The following is an 18,690-nucleotide window of genomic DNA, read 5'->3' as shown; positions in this document are numbered from 1 at the left end:
TGCTCACCGTCCGCCGAGCCGTCCCCCGCACTCCGCGCAGAACTTCGGCGCCCGCCCCTCCGTGAGCCTGCCGCACTCCGGGCAGACCCGGTCCAGCGCGCACGGCGCCTCGCCGCCCCCGGCCTCCCGCACCCGTGCCCCGGGCGGTGCGGAGGCGATCGTCAGGCCGGGACGGCGGCGGTGGACGGTGAGATAGGCGAGGCCCTCCGGCCCGGCCGCGACGGAGCGGCGGGAGGTGCGGGGCAGCCAGGTGACCGTGGTCGGGGCGAGCGGCAGCGCGGTCTCCCCGGTGACGATCAGGCCGCTGCCCGCGAGGACGACGAGGAGCACGTCGAGGGTGTCCTCCTGGTGCTCGCCGACCTCGGCGCCCGGCGGCAGCCGCACCAGGTTGGCGTCCAGTTCCCTTCCCTGCTCGGCGAGTTGCCAGAGCGCGCCCCGGCCCTCCGGGCCGGCCTGGGCGAGGGCGTCGGCGAGTACGGCGAGGTTCCTGGGCACGGCGTTCACGCCTTTGAGCGTACGCCCGGGGCGCCCCTGTCACTCCGGAGCGAGCGGGATGCCCACCAGCTTCGTCAGGAACCGGGCCACCTGGTCCTCCAGCGGGGGCCGGCGCAGATCGGGCCGGTTGACGCGCAGCGACACCGCGCCGTGGACGGCCGTGCGCAGATCCAGGGAGACGGACGGAGCAGACGGCCGGGTCCGCCTGAGCAGCGCCCGCACACGTGGGGCGGCCCCGTAGGCTGATCGTTTCCCCTCAGCCGCGAGAAGGAGCCGTATGTACCGCGACCCCGACGCGAGTTACCCGCCCGTCGAGCCGTACGACCACGGCATGCTCGACGTCGGCGACGGCGACCTCGTGTACTGGGAGGTGTGCGGCAACCCGGCGGGGAAGCCGGCGCTCGTCGTGCACGGCGGCCCCGGCTCCGGCTGCAAGCCCTGGCCGCGGCGGTACTTCGACCCCGAGCTGTACCGGGTGGTCCTCTTCGACCAGCGCGGCTGCGGGCGCTCCACCCCGCACGCCGCCGACCCGGAGACCGCGATGGGGCGCAACACCACCGCCCACCTGATCGCCGACATGGAGAAGCTCCGCACCCACCTCGGCATCGGGGCGTGGCTGCTGTTCGGCTGGTCCTGGGGGTCGACGCTCTCCCTCGCGTACGCCGAGACGCACCCGGAGCGCGTCACGGAGCTCGTGCTGTCGGGCGTCACCACGACCCGCCCCAGCGAGATCGACTGGCTCTACCGGGGCGCCGGCCAGATCTTCCCCGAGGCCTGGGACCGCTTCCGCGCGGGCGTCCCGGAGGTGACGGACCCCCGCCCGTCGGCCGCCGCGCTGGTCGCGGCGTACGCCCGGCGGACGGAGAGCGCCGACCCCGGCGTACGGGAGCGGGCGACGGCCGACTGGTGCGTCTGGGAGGACGCGGTGCTGTCGGCGGAGGGGATGCCGCCCGCGTACACCAGCAGGCCCTCCCTGGACCGGCTGGCGTTCGTCCGGATCTGCTCGCACTACTTCGCGCACGCCGCCTGGCTGGAGGACGGGCAGCTGATCCGGGACGCGGGACGGCTCGCGGGCATCCCGGGGGCGCTGATCCACGGCCGCTTCGACCTCGGTGCCCCGCTGACCACCGCGTGGGAGCTGGCCCGCGCCTGGCCGGACGCGGAACTGACCGTCATCGCGGACGCCGGACACCTGGGCGGCGCCGACACCTCCCGCGCCGAACTGGCGGCGCTCGACCGGTTCGCGGGCAAGCCCGCCTGAATGGCCGGGCCCCCTTGCTTCGAGCGCACTCGAAGGAGTTGGGTGGGGAATCATGAAGTACACGCAGCTCGGACGCACGGGCCTCAAGGTCAGCCGCCTCGTTCTCGGGACGATGAACTTCGGCCCGCAGACCAACGAATCCGACAGCCACACGCTCATGGACGCCGCACTGGACGCGGGCGTCAACTTCTTCGACACCGCGAACGTCTACGGGTGGGGCGAGAACAAGGGCCGCACCGAGGAGATCCTCGGCACCTGGTTCGCGCAGGGCGGCGACCGCCGCGACAAGGTCGTCCTCGCGACCAAGGTCTACGGCAACATGGGCCCGGACGGCGAGGCGTGGCCCAACCACGACAGGCTCTCGGCGCTCAACATCCGCCGTGCCGTGGACGCCAGCCTCAAGCGTCTCCAGACGGACCACATCGACCTGTACCAGTTCCACCACGTCGACCGGTCCACCCCGGCCGAGGAGATCTGGCAGGCCATCGACGTACTGATCCAGCAGGGCAAGATCCTGTACGCGGGCTCGTCCAACTTCGCCGGCTACAAGATCGCCCAGGCCAACGAGACGGCCAAGCGCCTCGGCTCGTTCGGCCTGGTCAGCGAGCAGTGCCTGTACAACCTGATGGCCCGCGACGCCGAGATGGAGGTCATCCCGGCCGCCCAGGAGTACGGCCTCGGGGTCATCCCCTGGTCGCCGCTCCAGGGCGGGCTGCTCGGCGGCGCGCTCCGCAAGGAGCGCGAGGGCGGCGGCGCCCGGTCCACCAGCGGCCGCTCCGCCGAGGGTCTCGCGGACCCGAAGGTGCGCGCCCAGATCCAGGCGTACGAGGACCTGCTCGACAAGCACGGTCTGGAGCCCGGCGAGGTCGGCCTGGCGTGGCTGCTGACCCGTCCGGGCATCACCGGCCCGATCTCGGGTCCGCGCACGCGCGAGCAGCTCGACTCCGCGCTGCGCGCGGTGGAGCTGGAGCTGTCCGAGGAGGTGCTGGCCTCGCTGGAGGAGATCTTCCCCGGCCCGGGCCCGTCCCCGGAGAGCTTCGCCTGGTAGAGCGGGCTCAGGCACTCCTGAACGTCTCCCCGGCGGGCGGTCGGCCGTCGGGGGGACGGGGTGCCCGGTGTCGTCAGTTGCCCACGGCCGCCGCCACGGCGACGACGACGAACATCAGCACGAGAACGGTGGCCATGATGCGGTTTCTGGTCTTCGGATCCACCCGACGAGGTTAACCGCCCCACCCGTCTCCCCCGTCACCCGCCCCGGCAGCCGGCCGCGCCCGGAGCCGGAGCACCGGCAGCCGCCGCCGTCACCGCCCCAACGGCCAGGCCCGCACCACCTCGTAGCGCGGCTGCTCCCCGGGAACACCGGAGACCGGCAGGTTGCTGCGGACCAGGCTCAGCGAGTCCGCCTCCCAGGCCGTCCCCTCGAACCCCTCGAGCGCGGCCGTGAACGGGTGCAGGTCCACGTCCGTGCGGCTGCGCGCGAGCGTGAGGTGGGGGCTGTAGCGGCGGTGGTCCTCCATCGGGACACCCGCCCTGCGGGCGGCGGCGTGGGCGCGTTCCGCCAGCAGCCGCAGCGCGTCCAGCCCGCCCGCCGCCCCGGCCCACAGCACCCGCCCGTCGAACCGGCCGCCGCCGTGCACCCGGAGCGGGAACGGCTCGCTCCGGTGGGCGGCGCGCTCCAGCCGCCCGTACAGCTCCGGCAGCAGTGCCTCGTCCACCTCCCCGAGGAAGGCGAGCGTGAAGTGCCACCCCTCCACCCCGGTCCACCGCAGGCTCCGCGCCCCGGGCAGCACGCGCAACGGGGCGACGGCCGTACGCAGCTCCTCCACGGCGGGGGCGGGCGGCAGGACGGCGGCGAAGAGGCGCTGGGTGACGACGGGGTCCTTCCTTCTGCTCATGCGGGCGAGTCTCGCAGTTGCCCACGTGCCCGGGAGCCCGTACGGAGCGTCGTACCGCGTGGCTGCCCGGCGCAGGAGCCGCCCCGGGGCGGCTCCGCCGGGGCCGGAGCCCACGGAAAGCCGTTCCGCCCTCCTTCCCCCGCGCGCGGGAAGGAGGGCGGAACGGTGTCAGCGATCGCTCGATCTACGCCGCCGTCGCCAGTTGCTCGCGCGGGACGAAGCGGACGTGAGGGCGCCCCGGGCGGAGGTCCACCTTCAGCCTCAGGCCCCCGACTCGGGCCAGCATGAAGCCGATGGTCAGCGCCGCGAGCAGTGATATGCCGCCGCCGACCGCGAAGCCGACGCGGGGGCCGTAGGTGTCGCTGATCCAGCCGACGATCGGGGCTCCCACCGGCGTACCGCCGGCGAAGACCATCATGTAGAGGCTCATCACCCGGCCGCGCATGGCCGGGTCGGCGGCCATCTGGACGCTGGTGTTGGCGCTGATGTTGGTCGTCATGCCGAGCATCCCGATCGGCACCAGCAGGATCGCGAAGATCCAGACGGCCGGCGAGAGCGAGGCCGCGACCTCCAGCAGCCCGAAGAGGGTGCCCGCCGCGACGACCATCCTCAGCCGCGAGGAGCGGCGCCGGGCTGCCAGCAGGGCCCCTATGAGGGAGCCGACGGCCATCAGGATGTTGAAGAAGGAGTACAGGCCCGCACCGCCGTGGAAGATCTCGTCGGCGTAGGCGGTGAGCCAGATCGGGAAGTTGAATCCGAAGGTCCCGACGAAGCCCACCAGGGCGATGGGCCAGATCAGCTCCGGGCGCCCCTTCACGTACCGCAGGCCCTCGCGGAGCTGGCCCTTGGCGCGGGGCACGATCACCGTCTGGTGGAGTTCGCCCGTCCGCATCATCAGCAGGCCGACGAGGGGTGCCACGAAGGACAGGCCGTTGAACATGAAGGCCCAGCCACTGCCGACCGTGGTGATCAGGACACCCGCGATGGCGGGGCCGATGAGCCGGGCGGACTGGAAGTTCGCGGAGTTCAGGCTGACGGCGTTGCGGAGCTGCTTCGGGCCGACCATCTCGGACACGAACGACTGGCGGGCCGGGTTGTCCACGACCGTGACCATGCCGAGCAGGAACGCGATCAGATAGACGTGCCAGACCTGCACCACGCCCGCGAGGGTCAGGGAGGCCAGGGCCACGCCGCACAGGCCGAGCATGGCCTGGCTGACGAGAAGGAGCTTGCGCTTCGGGAAGCGGTCGGCGATCACGCCGCCGTACAGGCCGAAGAGCAGCATCGGGAGAAACTGGAGGGCCGTGGTGATACCCACGGCCGCGGCGGACCCGGTGAGGCTGAGGACCAGCCAGTCCTGCGTGATGCGGGACATCCAGGTACCGGTGTTGGAGATCACGGCGCCCGTGGCGAACAGGCGGTAATTGCGGATCTTCAGCGACGAGAAGGTCCCGCCGGTCATGCTGTCGTGGGTGGAGGTCGGTGCGGGGGCGGAGTCTGCTCCGGATCCCGTACTCAAAAGGGTTCGCCTCCTCGGCGTGGGTGACTGCTGGCAGGTGACGAGGGAACGACGGCGGGCACGGCGGCTGTGGTCCGGCCGGCCCGGGGCGTCACAGGTGGGCAAGCTTCTCGAGCACGGGTGCGGCGACCCTGAGCTTCTCCCACTCGTCCTCGTCCAGGCCCTCGGCGAGTCCGGCCAGCCAGGCGTTCCGCTTGGTACGGCTCTCACTGAGCATGGCCTCGGCCTGCTCGGTCTGGCTGACCTTCTTCTGGCGACGGTCGTCGGGGTGCGGTTCGAGACTGACCAGTCCCTTCGCCTCCAGCAACGCGACGATGCGGGTCATCGACGGGGGCTGGACGTGCTCCTTGCGGGCCAGCTCACCGGGGGTGGCCGAACCGCACCGGGCGAGGGTGCTGAGCACCGACATCTCGGTGGGGCTCAGCGACTCGTCGACGCGCTGGTGCTTGAGGCGTCGGCCGAGCAGCATCACGGCGGAGCGGAGGGAGCTCACGGCGGCGGCACTGTCGCCGTCGTGGATCAGGTCAGGCATGGTCCTTAGCGTAACTCATTACTTTAACTAAAGACCAATCGGTGGTACGCGCGAGAAAACGCTCACTCGAACGAGTGAGTCAAGCACGGAAAGTCACACCTTGAGCGCGCCGGGGCGGCGACCCTGCTTGGCATGGGATCGACAGTACTCAGCCTGCGGATCGACGGTGAGCTGCTCGACCGGCTCCGTCAGCACGCCGCAAAACGCGGAATGAGCGTCCAGGACTATGTGGTCCGGACGCTCATTCGCGACGACTTCGACGAACGCTTCAAGTCGGCGGTCGACGAGACGGAGAAGTTCTACGGGCCCCAGGCCGAACAGGGGCCCGCGTCGGCACAGGGACCCGTGGCGGCCCAGGGGCCGCAGGCACCGGCGGACCGGATCACCCGGCCCGGGTCACCCGACCCGGCCCGGTGATCCGCCCACCGCCGGGGATCACGTGAGGCCGAGGGCCGGCATCGCGTAGTAGAAGACGAACACGGCCGACACCACGTACATGGCCACCGGCACCTCACGGCCCCGGCCGGCCGCCAGCCGCATCGCGCTGAACGCGATGAAGCCGATGCCGATGCCGTTGGTGATGGAGTAGGTGAACGGCATCATCACCATGGCGAGGAACGCCGGGATGGCGAGGGTGAAGTCGCTCCAGTCGACGCCCCGGACCGAGCTCGCGACGATCAGGAACCCGACCGCCACCAGCGCCGGGGTGGCCGCCTGCGAGGGGACCATGGTCGCCAGCGGCGTCAGGAACAGCGCCACCGTGAAGAGCAGTCCGCTGACCACGCTCGCGAGGCCGGTACGCGCGCCCTCACCGACACCCGCGGTGGACTCCACGAAGCAGGTGGAGGCCGAGGAGGAGGTCGCACCGCCCGCGGCGACCGCGATGCCGTCGACGAACAGCACCTTGTTGATGCCGGGGAAGTTGCCGTTGGCGTCGGTCAGCTTCGCCTCGTCGCCGACGCCGAGGATGGTGCCCATCGCGTCGAAGAAGCAGGACAGCAGCACGGTGAAGACGAAGAGGATGCCGGTGAGCACCCCGACCTTGGAGAATCCGCCGAAGAGACTGAAGTCGCCGAGCAGGCCGAAGTCCGGCGAGGCGACCGGGTTGCCCGGCCACTCCGGGACGGTGAGGCCCCAGGCGCCGGCCGGCAGGTCCACGGCCGCGTTGATGATCAGCGCGAGGATCGTCATGGCGACGATCGAGATCAGGATGGCGCCCGGCACCTTGCGGACGATGAGCCCGAGGGTGAGCAGCACGCCCAGCACGAAGATCAGGACCGGCCAGCCGAGCAGGTGACCGCCGCTGCCGAGCTGGAGCGGGACGGTGGTCTGGGCGATGTCCGGGATGCGGGAGACGAATCCGGAGTCGACCAGCCCGACGAGCAGGACGAAGAGTCCGATACCCATCGAGATGCCCTTGCGGAGCGAGGTGGGCACGGCGTTCATCACGCGTTCCCGGAGCCCGGTGGCGACCAGCAGCATCACCACGATGCCCGCGAGGACGACCATGCCCATCGCGTCCGCCCAGCTCATGCGCGGGGCGAGCTGGAGGGCGACGACGGTGTTGACGCCGAGACCGGCGGCGAGCGCGATCGGCACGTTGCCGATGACGCCCATCAGCAGCGTGGTGAACGCGGCGGTCAGCACGGTGGCGGTGACCAGCTGGCCGCCGTCGAGCTGGTGCCCGTACATGTCCTTGGCGCTGCCGAGGATGATCGGGTTGAGCACGATGATGTACGCCATCGCGAAGAACGTGGCGAATCCGCCGCGGATCTCACGGGCGACCGTGGAACCCCGCTCGGAGATCTTGAAATACCGGTCGAGCCCGTTCTTCGGCGGGCTGGGGTCGACCTCTGCGGTGGCCGAGCGGGACATGTATGACCTCAGACGTACGGAGGAGCCGAGAAGCAGGCCCTGGATCAAGTGGGGGCGGGGGAAGGGTGACCGTCTTTGGACTTTTACACGAATAAATCGCGCCATTCCCGAACGGATTAAGTATGAATACATAAGGCGAAGATCGCTATCTCCGCGCGTAGACCCTTGTGCCACAAGGGGTCGGGGCACTTATGTATGGGTTCCTTATCAGCCAACCGGCCTGCGTCTCCGTACCCGACCGGGTGGCCCATAGACTGGGGCCATGGAGAAGTGGACACCGAAGCACGAGGCGCCCGAGCCCCTGGAGGGCCCCGTCGTCGCCACCATCACGGGCGGCACGATCCTCTGGTTCGTCCTCTTCCTCGTGCAGCTCCCCTTCTACGGCTGGTTCGACGACCACGGCCACCTCTGGTGGGTGTGGACCTGCCTCGCCGGAGCCGGACTCGGCCTGATCGGCATCTGGTACGTACGCGGACGCGACGCGGCCCTCAAGCGTCACGCCGCTCTCCGCGCGGCCGCGGCGGCCGCCGTGACGGGTGACGACGGGCCGGACACGCCGGGCACCGCCGGCTGACCGCTCCCCCTACCGCACCGGGCACCGCCGGCTGACCGCCCGTACCGCACCGCCCGGCTCGCCCCCTTTCGCCGCGCGGGCCGCCCCTCCCCCTGTACAGCCCCGTCTCACGGGCTGACCCGGCGTTCCGCCCGTACCGTCTGAACCATGACGCAGCGGGCAATCGACTCCTCCGGGGGACAGACCCCCGATCGCTCCCCCTCCGAAGAGGCCGCTCCCCTCGCGTACGACCCCCGCGGGCTCTCCACCGCGGAGGTGGCGGAGCGGGTCGCGCGGGGCGAGGTCAACGACGTGCCCGTCCGCTCCTCGCGCTCGCTCACCGAGATCGTCCGCGCCAACGTCCTCACCCGGTTCAACCTGATCATCGGCGTGCTCTGGGTGATCATGCTGGCCGTCGCGCCGATCCAGGACAGCCTCTTCGGCTTCGTCATCATCGCCAACACCGGCATCGGCATCGTCCAGGAGTGGCGGGCCAAGAAGACCTTGGACGGGCTCGCCGTCATCGGCGAGGCGAAACCCACCGTGCGGCGCGACGGGTCCGCCGGCGAGATCTCCACCTCCGCGATCGTGCTCGGCGACCTGATCGAGCTGGGGCCGGGCGACAAGGTCGTGGTGGACGGCACGGTCGGCGAGGCCGACAACCTGGAGATCGACGAGTCCCTCCTCACCGGCGAGGCCGACCCGGTGCTCAAGCGCGCGGGCGACCCGGTGATGTCGGGCAGTTTCGTCGTCGCGGGCGGCGGGGCGTTCACCGCGACCAAGGTCGGGCGCGAGGCGTACGCCGCCCAGCTGGCGGAGGAGGCGTCCCGCTTCACCCTCGTCCAGTCCGAGCTGCGCAGCGGCATCTCCACGATCCTGAAGTACGTGACCTGGATGATGATCCCGACCGCGATCGGGCTCGTCATCAGCCAGCTGGTGGTCAAGGAGAACGACTTCAAGGAGTCGGTCGCCCGGAGCGCCGGGGGGATCGTGCCGATGATCCCGGAGGGGCTGGTGCTGCTGACCTCGGTCGCCTTCGCGATCGGCGTCATCCGCCTCGGCCGCAAGCAGTGCCTCGTCCAGGAGCTGCCCGCCATCGAAGGGCTGGCCCGGGTCGACGTCGTCTGCCTCGACAAGACCGGCACCCTCACCGAGGGCGGCATGGACGTGACGGAGGTCCGCCCGCTGGGCTCGGCCGACGAGGCGTACGTCTCCCGGGTGCTGGGCGCCCTCGGCGGCTCGGACCCCCGGCCGAACGCCAGTCTCCTCGCCATCGTGGACGCCTACCCCGACCCGGGCGGCTGGCGGGTGACGGACACCCTGCCGTTCTCCTCGGCCCGCAAGTACAGCGGCGCCGCTTTCCGGGAGGGCGGCGCGGGTGATTCCGCCGCCGACTCCGTCTGGCTGCTGGGCGCTCCCGACGTGCTGCTCCCCGACGGTGATCCCGAGCTGACCTCGATCGAGGAGCTGAACCGGCAGGGGCTGCGGGTCCTGCTGCTCTCCCGGGCCAAGGGCACCCTCGACGGCCCGGACGCCGCCGCCGGCTCCCTGCCCACCGCGCTGGTGGTGCTGGAGCAGCGGCTGCGGCCGGACGCCGGGGAGACGCTGCGTTACTTCGCGGACCAGCGGGTCGCCGCGAAGGTGATCTCCGGGGACAACGCCGTCTCGGTGGGCGCGGTCGCCGGAAAGCTCGGTCTGCCGGGCGCCGAGCACACCCTCGACGCCCGGCGGATGCCCGAGGAGAGGGACGCGATGGCGAGCGCGATGGAGGAGAACGCGGTCTTCGGCCGGGTCACCCCGCAGCAGAAGCGGAACATGGTCGCGGCCCTCCAGTCGCGCGGCCACACGGTCGCGATGACCGGCGACGGCGTCAACGACGTGCTCGCGCTGAAGGACGCCGACATCGGTGTCTCGATGGGTTCGGGGTCGGAGGCGACCCGGGCGGTCGCGCAGATCGTGCTGCTCGACAACAGCTTCGCCACCCTGCCGTCGGTGGTCGCCGAAGGCCGCCGGGTGATCGGCAACATCACCCGGGTCGCCACCCTGTTCCTGACGAAGACGGTCTACTCGGTGCTGCTGGCGATCCTGGTGGTCTGCTTCCAGGTGGAGTACCCGTTCCTCCCCCGGCACCTGACGCTGCTCTCGACCCTCACGATCGGTGTCCCCGCGTTCTTCCTGGCACTCGCCCCGAACAAGGAGCGGGCCCAGCCGCACTTCGTCCGCCGGGTGATGCGGTACGCGATCCCGTCCGGGGTCATCGCGGGGGCGGCGACCTTCCTGACGTACATGCTGGCCGGGAGCCACTACTCCGGGGCGGGGGCGCTCGACGCGGAGACCAGCGCGGCCACGCTGACGCTGTTCCTGGTGTCGATGTGGGTGCTGGCGATCATCGCCCGGCCGTACACCTGGTGGCGGATTCTGCTGGTCGCCTCGATGGGGGCCGCGTTCCTCATCGTGCTCGCGGTGCCGTGGCTCCAGCACTTCTTCGCGCTGAAGCTGGTCGGCACCACCATGCCGTGGGCGGCGGTGGCCGTCGCGGCGGCGGCCTCGGTACTGCTGGAGTACGTCTGGCGCCTGGTGGGCCGCCGCTTCGGGGCGTGAGCCCCGTCCGGGAGGCCGGTGGCCCGGTCCCGTCCTCGCGAGGAGGCGCCCGGGGCCCCGGACCAAGGCTCCGGGAAGAAGCATGGACCCGGCCCCTGAGGGCGGCTAAGGTCGCTCGGGTGACTGCCGGGTCGGCCATGGGCCATGCACGAGTGGGGCTCCCGGCCTCGGCGTGAGCCCGAGCCGGGCCAGACGGTGGCCGGCGGATCGGGGCCGTACGGGGCCCGGCGTCCGGTGCGGTGCACCGCAAGGCGCTGGAACGCCCTCGGCGCCGAGCGATTCAGCTGTTCCGGCAACGCCGCCGGGTGCCCTGCCGGAGGCCGCGCACCCGGCCGTGATCGGCCGGACACCACCGAGAGGCCCGCCCCCCTCCTCCGCGTCTTCGCTCCCGGCGCCCGCCTTCGGCGCCCCCTTCCAGCGGACTCAAGAGACTCGGGGACACCACTGATGTCGTACGACCAGCAGCACCCGCACGCGTCCGAGCTGTCGGCCACCGCCGTCCAGCTGAACCACACGGCCGTCTACGCCACGGACCGGCATCTGTCGGCCGAGTTCGTCGCCGCGATCCTCGGACTGGAGGTCGGCGCCCCGTTCGGGCCGTTCCTCCCCGTCGATCTCGGCAACGGTGTGACCCTCGACTACTACGAGAAGACCGACGAACCGATCCAGTCGCAGCACTACGCGTTCCTCGTGCCGGAAGCGCGGTTCGACGCCATGATCGCCCGCCTTGAGGCGGTCGGCGTCACCTACTGGGCCGACCCCCGCCACACCGAACCGGGACGGACCAACAGCCTGTTCGGCGGTCGCGGCGCCTACTTCGAGGACCCCGACGGCCACCACATGGAGATCATCACCCGGCCCTACGTCCGCCCCTGACGGGGCTGCCCGGCGGCGGTCCCGGGCCGTTCGTCCGGCCCTTCCTGCCCCGGTGGGCCGCCGCTTCGGGGCGTGAGCCCCGCGACAGCGGCCCACCGGGCACCGAGGGCTCAGTCGAACCAGCGGTCCCGGGCCAGTTCCTCGGTGCGGGACGGGTCCTCCAGCAGGGCGGCGACCTCGAAGCGGCGGGGCCACTGGCCGGCCGCCCAGGCGAGTCCGGCCGCGACCCCTTCCAGGGTCGAGGCGTGCACGGTGCCGTCCGGGGCGCGGCGCCAGTCCAGCTCGACGCCCCCGGCGTGGAGTTCCTCGTGCTCGACGTAGGTGTCCGGGGTGCGGTCGCCGAGCAGGACGCGGACCGGCTCGGGCACCTCGCGTTCCTCGCCCTCGGTCTCCACCTCGGCCTCGATCGTCTCGCCGAGCCGTCGCACCTGGAACAGCTCCGCGAGTTCGGCGGCACGGGCCGGGGCGACCGGGAGCAGCGGCAGCCCTCCGGCGAGCGGCAGCACGTCGGGGGCGTCCGCGACGACGGCGTCCGCCGCGTCGACCACCTCCACCGCGCCGTCCACGACGGCCCGCAACTCGTCCGGCAGGGTGACCTGTTCGGGGTCCAGGTCGGCCAGCGCGGTGTAGAGCGCGTGCAGTTGTACGGCGGTCACCGGCCGGTCCTCGTCGGCGAGGCGGCCCAGCAGTTCGGCGGCGCCGCCCGGCTCGTCCAGCAGGGCTTGGACCGTGGTACGCACCCCGAGGGCGCGGAGCACCTGGGCGTCGTCGAATCCGGAGGCGTCCACCGCGTCGTAGAGGCCGGTCAGCAGCGGGTCGCCGCCCGCCGCGCGGACCCCGGCCGGGCGGCGGCCCTCCAGCACCGGGTGGTCGCGCAGCCACCAGGCGGTGTACGGGCGCACCGAGCGGGTCGTACCGTCCGGGAGCAGCACCCGGACCGGCTGGGTCAGGGCGTCGCGGAGCGGCGGCCGGGAGAGCATGGCGAGCGCCTTGGGCCAGGCGTCGTCGGCGACGAGGTCGAGGTCGCGCACGGCGACGATCTCGGTGGCCACCGGCGGCACCGGGGTGTCGGGGAGCTGGTCGAGCAGGTCCTCGCACCAGACGTCCACGGCGTCCAACAGGCCGGCGTCGTCGGGTTCGGCGAAGTCACCGTCGCGGGGATCCATTTCGTCCGGGTCGAGCACCACGTCGGTGGTGCGCACGAGGGCGAAGGTCGCGAGGACCCCGCAGGCGGTGAGCGGCTGCTCTCCCCAGCGCTCAGCCAACTCCTGGTCGCAGAGCGCGAGTTCGTCTTCGCGCATGATGTCGGCGAACTCACTGCCAGGGAAGACGAGTTCACCGGCGGGCGCGGTTTCTCCGTCCTCGTCGAGCAGTGCGAGGGCACCGAGCCAGGGTTCGTCGCCGGGGTTCAGCTCGGCGTCGCGCACCAGGGTGAGGACGGTCTCCACGAGCTCGTCCCCGTCGAGCGCGTCCTCGTCCCAGATCTCCCCGGCGTCCAGCGATCCGGCGACGGCGGCGCGCACCTGGGGGGTGGTCAGTACGGCGCGCGGGGTGGCGGGCAGCGCGCCGAGCTTCTCCAGGAGCGGGTGCGCGGCGTCCGGGTGGGCGACCTTCAGGCCGAGCCGGGCGAGGCGGGAGAGCACCGGGCCGGCCGGCGCGTCGGGCAGCGGCAGCAGCACCTGGCGCGGGCCGATCGTGGTGCGGGGCGGCTGCCCCTCGGGTGCGTCGGGCGCCCCGGCCAGCGGGACCGGCAGCCCGGAGAGGCGGTCCGGGTCGACCCCGGCGAGGCTGTCGTAGAACCGCCGCCACCAGTGGGGCTCGCGTTCCAGACCGGCGAGCCGGTCGATCGCCTCGGTCAGCGGGACCCGGCCGACACCCAGGGTGCGCAGTTCGGTGCGGCGCTCCAGTCCGGCGGGCAGCAGGCACGGCAGGACCTCGGCGAGGACCCGTACGGTCTCGGCGCCCGCGCCCTCCACGACCTCGGCCTCGACGGGCCGCAGGGCCGCGTGGTCCCGGTGCCGGACGGCGTCGGGTGCGCCGGGCTCCGCCCAGTCGTCGGCCCAGTCCCCGGCGACCGGTGCGATCGCGGCGGCCGGGTCGGCGGGTACGGCCGGCGCGAGGAACGCGACCCGGGGCAGCCGCTGGAGGATCGCCGCGCGCAGCGCCCCGTCCACCGCACCCTGGCCGAGCGGTCCGGGCACGAGGCCCAGGGTGCCGGTGGAGACGGGGTGCCAGTCGGCGAGGAGTTCGGCGTACGCGTCGGCCGCGCGCTCCACCAGGAAGTCGGTGAGCGGGCCGGGCGCGGGGTGCCTGCGGGTGGTGTCCAGCGGCAGCGAGGCGATGAGCAGTGCGGGCACGCCGAGGGGTTCGTCGGTGGGCGTCGGGGCGTGCACCACGGGGGCGGTGGAGGGGTGGCGGGGCGAGCCGTCGTCGTCCACGGGCACGGCCCAGGTGACGGACCAGTGCGGGCGCAGCCGCTCCTCGACCGGCCGGTCGGCGAGCAGCGCGGGCTCGATCGGCCCGTGGTGGAAGACGGTGCGCCAACGGTTGACGCCGTGCGCGGAGTCCTCGACGTGGATGTACGGGCCGTGCGCGGAGCGCCTCAACGTCCGTACGCCGGAGGGGGTTTCGACGACGATCTCGTCGAGTCCGGTCAGGGTGAGCAGGAGTGCGTCGTCGATGGAGCCGAGCAGCCGCTCGACCAGGTCCTCGGCGGCGGTGTCGCGCAACGGCAGCACCACCACGGTGTCGTACCCCTCGGGCGCGGTGCCCTCGGCGGGCAGCGGGAGGCGCAGCAGCGGTACGTGGCCGTCGCGGCGGCGGAGTTCGTCCCCGAGGCCGGGGCTGCCGACGGCCGCGCCCTCGGCGAGGACGCGGGCCTCGGCGAGGGACCAGCGGACTCCGCCGTGGCGGCCGAGGACGGCGGGTTCGTCGCTCACCGCGAGCACGGCGGCGAAGCCGACGCCGAAGCGGCCCACGGACGTCTCGTGGCCCTCGCGCTTGGCGGAGGCGCGCAGGGTGGAGAGGGATTCGACGCCGGTGGCGTCGAGCGGGGCACCGGTGTTGGCGGCGGCCAGCACGGTGGGTGCGCCGTTCTCGCCGGGGTGCAGGGTGAGGCGGAGCCGGCCGGGCGTCTTGGCTCGGGCGGCGGCGTCGGCGGCGTTCTGCGCGAGTTCCACGACGAGGCGGTCGCGGTACCCGCCGAGGGCGAGATCCTCCTCGGCGTTGGCGTCCTCGCGGAAGCGGGCGGGCCCGGCACCCCAGGCGTCGAGCACGCCGCGCCGCAGCCGTGCCGTCCCGAACGGATCGGCCCCCTCGGTCGCCTTCATGCTCACGCTTCGACTCCGCTCTGTTCCGCTTACCCGTCGGGCGTTGCCGCCCAGTGTGCGCCCGAACGTACCGCGCGGAGACGACAGCGCGGTTCACGGGAGTGGGTACGGCAGGTGTGCGCGGGGTGCGCGGGGCGCGCGGGGTGCGCGGGGTGCGCGGGGTGCGCGGGGTGCGCGGGGCGCAGCCCGGCGGACCCGGTGGTCCACCGGGTCCGCCGTGCGTCGCGGTGCCTCAGGAGTGGCCGAGGTCCTCGGCGTGCGCGTCGGTCTCGTCGGGGACGGAGCCGCCGTCGCGGTCCGGGTGCAGCTGATAGGTGTCCACCCGCATGGTGTCGAGCGCGTGCGGTGCGGGCGTCGGCGGCTTCGGCATGACGGCCGCCTCGGAGTGACCGCCGCAGCCGTACGCCAGCGAGACGACGTGGCCGTCGGCCGGACCGAACTCGTTGGCGCAGACACCGAAGGCCTGCCGCAGCGAACCGGTCAGCGGGACAAGGAACGCGCAGCTCACACAGGTCGCCGGGGCGGCCTGTGCCATCGGCGTCTTGGGGCCGAACTCCTCGTCCCAGCGGTCGGCCGCCGCGTGCAGCCCGTACCGGGACAGCACCCGCGCACGCCGCATGCCGAGCTCTTCGGCGACCGAGGCGATGGAGCCGCGGCCGATCGCGGAGGGCCGCCGGCCCGTCAGCTCGGCGTCCTCGGTGTCGGCGAGGGCGGACAGCTCCTCGGAGACCTCCGGCGGTTCCGTTTCGTCGACGGTCTCGCCGGTCCACCCGGGCTCCAGGCGGAGGTCCTCCGCCTCGGTGGGCAGCAGGTCGCCGGGGCCCATGTCGCCGGGGCGCAGCCGCTCGCTCCAGGGCACCCACTCCGGGGCGAGCAGGGCGTCCGAGCCGGGCAGCAGCACCGTTTCGTCGAGGGTGACGTTCTTGGCGCGGGAGGCCCGGGCTACGGTCACCGCCCAGCGCCAGCCCCGGTAGCCGAACATCTCGCACTCGAAGTAGTGCGTGACGACCCGGTCCCCTTCGGCCACGACGGCCACGTGCTCGCCGACCTCACCGGGCGCGGCGGCCTCCTCGGCCGCGGCGCGCGCGAGGTCTACCGCTTCGGCACAGAGCCGGTCGGGAACAGGGGTACGGGCCGTACGGCTTCGCGTCGTCGCAGCACTCACAGGTCTCGCTTCTCTCCTACGCAGTCTCACGAGCGCGCCGATGGCTCCATCGATGTCCGATTTCAGCCATGACGGCTGTGGGCGGAGCGGACCTGGGGACCGCGTCGACGTCCACACCCGTTGTTGCCTGCCTCGGGCGTGCTTCTCAGGACCCATTCTGCGGGATCGCGGAGAGGCGCGCGGCCAAGAACAACCGCCGGTGGCGCGTAACGCACGCTACCCTCTCCGCCGCCCCTCGCCCACCTGCCCGTCCCAAACGCGACCTTTCCGATGCGTGACGCGACGGATTCCGCCGGCCTGACGCCGGGGAAATTCTCGCCGTCGCGGCACGCGCGACCTCGCCGTACCGCCGTCCGCACCTTCGTGGGCGGATGCCCCGCGCTGTCGTCGGTTCGCCGGAGAGAGGTTGGGGCAGTATGACGAAGTGGCTTCCGTCCGGTCGCACGACGTCTCCGGCCCCTTCCGCAGGGCGGGCCGGTCGATGAGACGCGCGCTGCACTCGGGCTTCTTCGGCACCGGGCGGTCCATCCGCAAGGTGACGCACGCCCACGGCGCCGGTGAGTCCGGGCTCGGCAAACTGATCGAGCTGCACGCCGTCAACGGCGCGGGCGACGTGATGATCACGGTGGCGCTGGCTTCCACGGTGTTCTTCTCCGTCCCGACCGACGAGGCCCGGGGCCGCGTCGCGCTCTACCTGGCGATCACCATGGCGCCCTTCACCCTGCTCGCCCCGGTGATCGGTCCGCTCCTCGACCGGCTGCCGCACGGCCGCCGGGCGGCGATGGCGGGCTCGATGCTGGTCCGCGCGCTGCTCGCGATCGCCATGTCGAGCGCGGTCGCCACCGGCGGCCTGGAGCTGTACCCGGCGGCGCTCGGGGTGCTCGTCTGCTCGAAGGCGTACGGGGTGGTGCGCAGCGCTGTCGTGCCGCGGCTGCTGCCACCGCGGTTCTCCCTGGTGAAGGCCAATTCGCGGGTGACCTTGGCCGGACTGCTGGCGACCGGGATCGCGGCCCCGATCGGGGCGGGGCTCCAGATGGCCGGATCGGCGTGGCCGCTCTTCGGCGCGTGTGTGATCTTCCTGGGCGGCACCTTCCTCGCTTTCACCCTGCCGTCCAAGGTGGACTCCGCCAAGGGCGAGCGGCGGGCCCGCCTCGCGGAGGAGCAGGGCGTGCCCGTCGTGCCCGCGCCCACCGCCCGTACACAGGGCGCCCGGACCGGCTCGACGCTGCTCTCCGCCAAGCGCGCCGGACGCCGGGAAGCGGCCGGGCGGCGGAAGGGGGAGAAGCGGGAGCGTCCGCCGGGGCTGCGGTCGGTCGGCGGTTCCGTGCTGCACGGCCTCCAGGCCAACGCCGCGCACCGCGCGCTCTCCGGCTTCCTCATCTTCTTCCTGGCGTTCCTGCTGCGGAACGAGCCGCTGTCCGGGCAGAGCGCGGCCGTCTCGCTCGGCATCGTCGGTGTCGCGGCGGGCGTGGGGAACGCCTGCGGTACGGCGGTGGGCTCGCTGCTGCGGGCGCGCGGGCCGGAGGTGATCGTCGCGACGGTGCTGGGGATCGCGCTGGGCGCGGCGGTGCTTGCCGCGCTGTTCTTCTCGACGGTCTTCGTCGCCGTGCTCGGCGCGGTCGCCGGCTTCACCCAGGCGCTGTCGAAGCTGTCGCTGGACGCGATGATCCAGCGCGACGTGCCGGAGGAGGTGCGGACCTCCGCCTTCGCCCGGTCGGAGACGGTCCTTCAGATGGCGTGGGTGGTCGGCGGCGGCATCGGGATCGCGCTGCCGCTCAATGGAGTACTGGGCATGTCGGTCGCCGCCGGAATCCTCGCGCTGGGTGCCGCAACGTCCGTACGGGGTCTCCTGACCTCCGCGCGGCGCGGCTCACCGCACCCCCGCGTGGCGTGAAGCGGAGCGACCGATAGCCTTCGGCCCATGACCGTTGCGTTCTTCTCAGGTAAGAGCCGTCGAATCGGCGTCGCTCTTGGTGCCGTGTCCGCGGGACTCCTCGTCCTGTCCGCCTGCGACAAGCCGACGCCGCTCGCCACCGTGACGGTCGGCACGACCTCGGTGTCGACCGAGGCCGCCTGCTACAACGACGGCGATCCCATCAAGGAGTCGCTGATCCAGGGCTGCCTGAACAAGAAGGCCGACAAGTCGATCGACGTCGCCATGGACGACCGGGTCCGCTTCGGCGTCGACCCGGAGGTCGCCGACAACGGCTGGACGCTCTTCATCGACGGCCAGCAGGCCGAGCAGGAGCCGTACAAGCGGACCTACCGCTCGATCACCGGCAGCGCGTTCTTCTCCAGCCAGACCGGCGAGACGAGCAACGAGACCCAGGTCAGCGTGGTCGAGACCGACGGTTCGAAGCTCATCGGCATCTGGCACTTCAAGCTCAAGAAGACCGACTGATCCGCGTTCCGTCCTCTTCCTCGTAGCTCGTCGGAGGAATCCTTTCCCGTGCGTGTGCTCGTCGTGACCGCTGTTCCCGCCGAACGGGACGCGGTCACACGCGCGTCCGGGGAGGCTCCCGAGGTGCGCCGGGTGCCCGGTGCCGAGCTGCACCGCACCGGCCCGCCAGCACGTCCAGCGGGCCGGTG

16 protein-coding genes are annotated in these 18,690 nt (G+C 72.4%); 8 read left to right on the top strand and 8 right to left on the bottom strand.

Annotated features, from left to right (window positions below; genetic code table 11):
• Positions 1-3 precede the first annotated feature (3 nt).
• Entirely contained in the window at positions 4-504 is a 501-nt protein-coding gene (locus ACWD3D_RS08755; protein ID WP_451460191.1) for a cupin domain-containing protein, read from the bottom strand.
• A gap of 30 nt (positions 505-534) precedes the next feature.
• On the bottom strand, positions 535-717 hold the full coding sequence (locus ACWD3D_RS08750; RefSeq protein ID WP_451460190.1) for a hypothetical protein: 183 nt from the start codon (positions 715-717) through the stop codon (positions 535-537).
• A gap of 55 nt (positions 718-772) precedes the next feature.
• Here ACWD3D_RS08750 and pip point away from each other — a divergent pair, with 55 nt between their 5' ends.
• The gene (pip, locus tag ACWD3D_RS08745) at positions 773-1,756 is read left to right on the top strand and encodes a prolyl aminopeptidase (protein WP_451460189.1); all 984 of its coding nucleotides are present in this window, start codon (positions 773-775) and stop codon (positions 1,754-1,756) included.
• 52 nt (positions 1,757-1,808) lie between these two features.
• Positions 1,809-2,804, top strand: a complete 996-nt coding sequence (locus ACWD3D_RS08740) for an aldo/keto reductase (protein WP_451460188.1) — start codon at positions 1,809-1,811, stop codon at positions 2,802-2,804.
• A 253-nt stretch (positions 2,805-3,057) separates the two neighbouring features.
• Here the strand turns inward: ACWD3D_RS08740 and thpR are convergent, their stop codons facing one another.
• The 3 genes from thpR to ACWD3D_RS08725 all read right to left on the bottom strand — a co-directional run bounded on the left by thpR (position 3,058) and on the right by ACWD3D_RS08725 (position 5,702).
• The gene (gene thpR, locus ACWD3D_RS08735) at positions 3,058-3,651 is read right to left on the bottom strand and encodes an RNA 2',3'-cyclic phosphodiesterase (protein ID WP_451460187.1); all 594 of its coding nucleotides are present in this window, start codon (positions 3,649-3,651) and stop codon (positions 3,058-3,060) included.
• A 184-nt stretch (positions 3,652-3,835) separates the two neighbouring features.
• Positions 3,836-5,170, bottom strand: a complete 1,335-nt coding sequence (locus tag ACWD3D_RS08730; protein WP_451460186.1) for an MFS transporter — start codon at positions 5,168-5,170, stop codon at positions 3,836-3,838.
• Between the two features lie 91 nt (positions 5,171-5,261).
• A complete protein-coding gene (locus tag ACWD3D_RS08725; protein ID WP_451460185.1) occupies positions 5,262-5,702 on the bottom strand; it encodes a MarR family winged helix-turn-helix transcriptional regulator in 441 nt (146 codons plus the stop codon).
• Between the two features lie 132 nt (positions 5,703-5,834).
• On the opposite strand from ACWD3D_RS08725, the gene ACWD3D_RS08720 reads away from it, so the two are divergent.
• Positions 5,835-6,119 carry a hypothetical protein gene (locus tag ACWD3D_RS08720; RefSeq protein WP_451460184.1) on the top strand — a complete coding sequence of 95 codons (285 nt, stop codon included), beginning with the start codon at positions 5,835-5,837 and terminating at the stop codon, positions 6,117-6,119.
• 18 nt (positions 6,120-6,137) lie between these two features.
• On the opposite strand, the gene ACWD3D_RS08715 is transcribed toward ACWD3D_RS08720, so the two are convergent.
• Positions 6,138-7,577, bottom strand: coding sequence for an NCS2 family permease (locus tag ACWD3D_RS08715; RefSeq protein WP_451460183.1), 1,440 nt, complete (start codon positions 7,575-7,577; stop codon positions 6,138-6,140).
• A 262-nt stretch (positions 7,578-7,839) separates the two neighbouring features.
• Here ACWD3D_RS08715 and ACWD3D_RS08710 point away from each other — a divergent pair, with 262 nt between their 5' ends.
• From ACWD3D_RS08710 to ACWD3D_RS08700, 3 genes are all read left to right on the top strand, one after another.
• Complete coding sequence (locus ACWD3D_RS08710; protein WP_451460182.1) at positions 7,840-8,151, top strand: DUF2530 domain-containing protein; 312 nt, start codon at positions 7,840-7,842, stop codon at positions 8,149-8,151.
• 147 nt (positions 8,152-8,298) lie between these two features.
• A complete protein-coding gene (locus ACWD3D_RS08705; RefSeq protein WP_451460181.1) occupies positions 8,299-10,731 on the top strand; it encodes an HAD-IC family P-type ATPase in 2,433 nt (810 codons plus the stop codon).
• A 447-nt stretch (positions 10,732-11,178) separates the two neighbouring features.
• Complete coding sequence (locus ACWD3D_RS08700) at positions 11,179-11,607, top strand: VOC family protein (RefSeq protein WP_451460180.1); 429 nt, start codon at positions 11,179-11,181, stop codon at positions 11,605-11,607.
• 110 nt (positions 11,608-11,717) lie between these two features.
• On the opposite strand, the gene ACWD3D_RS08695 is transcribed toward ACWD3D_RS08700, so the two are convergent.
• Both ACWD3D_RS08695 and ACWD3D_RS08690 read right to left on the bottom strand, forming a co-directional pair.
• Entirely contained in the window at positions 11,718-14,936 is a 3,219-nt protein-coding gene (locus ACWD3D_RS08695; protein ID WP_451460202.1) for a sacsin N-terminal ATP-binding-like domain-containing protein, read from the bottom strand.
• A 232-nt stretch (positions 14,937-15,168) separates the two neighbouring features.
• The gene (locus ACWD3D_RS08690) at positions 15,169-16,101 is read right to left on the bottom strand and encodes a DUF3027 domain-containing protein (RefSeq protein WP_451460179.1); all 933 of its coding nucleotides are present in this window, start codon (positions 16,099-16,101) and stop codon (positions 15,169-15,171) included.
• Positions 16,102-16,525: 424 nt separating this feature from the next.
• Here ACWD3D_RS08690 and ACWD3D_RS08685 point away from each other — a divergent pair, with 424 nt between their 5' ends.
• Both ACWD3D_RS08685 and ACWD3D_RS08680 read left to right on the top strand, forming a co-directional pair.
• On the top strand, positions 16,526-17,995 hold the full coding sequence (locus tag ACWD3D_RS08685; RefSeq protein ID WP_451460178.1) for an MFS transporter: 1,470 nt from the start codon (positions 16,526-16,528) through the stop codon (positions 17,993-17,995).
• A gap of 27 nt (positions 17,996-18,022) precedes the next feature.
• The gene (locus ACWD3D_RS08680) at positions 18,023-18,502 is read left to right on the top strand and encodes a DUF2771 domain-containing protein (protein WP_387371610.1); all 480 of its coding nucleotides are present in this window, start codon (positions 18,023-18,025) and stop codon (positions 18,500-18,502) included.
• The last annotated feature ends 188 nt before the right edge of the window (positions 18,503-18,690 follow it).

The sequence above is a fragment of the Streptomyces sp. NPDC002690 genome, from assembly GCF_053592415.1.
Note: the sequence above shows the minus strand (reverse complement) of the source record. Positions and strands in the feature narration are given on the sequence as shown.